The 2702-nt window shown below is 39.4% G+C and carries 3 protein-coding genes; 2 read left to right on the forward strand and 1 reads right to left on the reverse strand.

Translation table 11 applies throughout. The features are described from left to right. Positions 1-845, forward strand: an 845-nt coding sequence (locus IQ229_RS23125; RefSeq protein WP_228013672.1) for an ABC transporter substrate-binding protein, incomplete at its 5' end; no start/stop codon positions are given. Positions 846-994: 149 nt separating this feature from the next. Next, a complete protein-coding gene (locus IQ229_RS23130; RefSeq protein WP_194047775.1) occupies positions 995-2020 on the forward strand; it encodes an ABC transporter permease in 1026 nt (341 codons plus the stop codon). A gap of 16 nt (positions 2021-2036) precedes the next feature. On the opposite strand, the gene IQ229_RS23135 is transcribed toward IQ229_RS23130, so the two are convergent. Next, entirely contained in the window at positions 2037-2642 is a 606-nt protein-coding gene (locus IQ229_RS23135; protein WP_194047777.1) for a hypothetical protein, read from the reverse strand. Positions 2643-2702 lie beyond the last annotated feature (60 nt).

Raw genomic sequence — 2702 nt, forward strand, 5'->3', positions numbered from 1 at the left:
AACCAGATCAAAATCGGAGTTTGGAAGAAGGTGGGAAAAAAGGGGATTGGCAAGCGATCGCAGCTGAAGGTAGTGTAGTAAGTTATCTGGTATTAAACCGGAATCAAAAGCCTTTAGATAAATTAGAGGTAAGACAAGCGATCGCATCCATAATTGACCGTCCACTTTTAAACGAGCGAGTGTTACTTGGTCAAGCAGATCCGCTGTATAGCATGATTCCCACAACGTTTAAAGTTTCTGTGCCATTATTCAAAGATAAATATGGTGATGCTAACTTCGATCAAGCTAAAAAATTATTAACTACTGCTGGCTTTTCCAAAGAAAATCCTGCAAAAGTACAAGTTTGGTATCCTTCTAGTTCACCTACTCGTAGTTTGGCAGCACAGACACTCAAATCTCTTGTGGATGTCAAAATGGATGGAATACTTCAATTTGAAGTTACCCAAGCGGAAGGGCCTGCCTTCTTTAAAGACATTGCCAAGGGTTTGTATCCAGCAGCTTTACTTGATTGGTATCCAGACTTTTTAGATCCAGATAATTACGTCCAGCCATTTTTATCTTGTGACAAAGGTTCAGCTGCGAAAGGATGCGAAGATGGAGGCAGTCAAACTCAGGGTTCGTTCTACTATAACGAAGCCATAAATAAATTGATTGATGGGCAACGCAAAGAACAAAACCCCGAAGCGCGTCAGAAAATTTTTAACGAAATTCAAACGCAAGTTACTACTGATGTACCTTACGTTCCCTTATGGCAAAACAAGGACTATGTATTTGCCCGAAATGGTGTCAATGGCGTAAAACTTAACCCTACCCAAATTTTGGTTTACCAGACACTTAAAAAGTAGTCATTGGTCATTAGTCATTGGTCATTAGTAATAACTGTTGACCATTGACTTTTGACTATTCAATAAAAATTTCATGTTTAATATATATTTAGTTGATAGCTAAAATAGTTCCCAAAATTGCATTTTGAATCTTAAACTTTAAATTACTTATGTCTCGTTCTAAAGCTTTACAGTATTACATTGTTACTCGGTTGCTTCTTGCGCCACTTCAACTATTAACGATCATCACTATTGTATTTCTCTTGTTAAGAGCAACACCAGGAGATCCAGCAGATGCAATTCTTGGTGGACGTGCGCCAGAAGCAGCTAAAGAAGAATTGCGAAAACAACTCGGTTTAAATCTTCCCCTGTGGCTACAGTATCTAACTTATTTGGGAAGCATACTGCGCTTTGACTTGGGAACCTCTTTAATGAGTCGCGGACAGAATGTTTGGGATATCATTGGGCAATATTTCCCGGCGACGGTGGAGTTAGCAGTATGTAGTATGGCGGTTGCACTCATCGTCGGTATTGCGGTTGGGACTCTTTCGGCTTCTCGTCCTGGAACATATTTTGATGTCGGCGGGCGCTTATTTGGTATCATCACCTACGCACTTCCCATGTTTTGGGCGGGAATGCTTTTGCAGTTGATTTTCTCAGTGCAGCTGGGTTGGTTTCCCAATTCCAACCGCTTTCCGCCCAATTTGCCTGCTCCCACTACTGTGACTGGATTGTATACAATTGATAGCTTACTCGGTGGAAATTTCACCCAGTTTTTCACATCCTTACACCATCTGGCTCTACCGAGTCTGACTTTAGGAATTTTGCTCAGTGGGATTTTTGAGCGAATTGTGCGAGTGAATTTAAAGCAAACCTTGCAAGCAGATTATGTAGAAGCTGCTAGAGCCAGAGGTATTGGTGAAAATAAGATTTTAGCCTCCCACGCTTTAAAGAATGCTTTAATTCCAGTGATTACAGTCTTGGGATTAACTTTTGCTTCTCTGTTAGGTGGAGCGATTTTGACAGAGGTAACATTTTCTTGGCCTGGGTTAGCTAATCGATTGTATCAAGCGATCGCAGATCGCGATTATCCCACAGTCCAGGGAGTGCTAGTCTTTTTTGGTGCGATCGTTGTCAGTGCCAGCATTTTGATTGATATTTTAAATGCTTATGTAGATCCACGAATTCGATATTAAGCTGTTGGACATTTTGTTAAATTTCTTGAGAAATCCCACTGGCTAAAATTCCAAGAATTTTGTTTACATCTTTGAGATAATATTCACTTAAATCAATAGTCAATGTTTGTTCTTCTAGTTTCAGGAATTGCCAAATACTACCCGTTGTAACTGCGCCGTAAATTGTTTTAATCTCAGTTGCAGCTTGCTCATTAAAGATTTGGGCTGCTACCATTTCCGCTGCACACTGACCCAAACCCCCATTAATATTTTCTTTTTTAGCTTCTACAACTGTAATTACTGGTGCTGTCAAAATGAGGATTTCTGGAGATTTAGTAATAATAAAATCGCAAGTGCCGTTTAATCCTTTGCTATTATCGACAGTAAAATCTACCCCAGAAAATAAACTAACTTGTTCGTGTAATTGTCGGCGTAAATCAACTAAAATGGGAGCAATAATTAACTCAGAACGAGCTTTTTCAGTATTACTCCCTAGAGCGATATCCAGGTTATAATTGAGTGTTTCTACAAGTAAATTACTCGCTGTTAATTCAGAAACACCAGCGAAGATATTGCGTTTTTCTAATGTCCTTAAACTAAAGTCTTGTTTTGCTTTAGCTAAACTAAACTCGCTGTAAGCCATAAAACTATTACTCTCTTTCGCTTTTAAATAGAAGACTGAAGTTACCGTCCAACACCCAAG

Source organism: Nostoc cf. edaphicum LEGE 07299 (assembly GCF_015207245.1).
GTDB classification, from domain to species: Bacteria; Cyanobacteriota; Cyanobacteriia; order Cyanobacteriales; family Nostocaceae; genus Nostoc; species Nostoc edaphicum_B.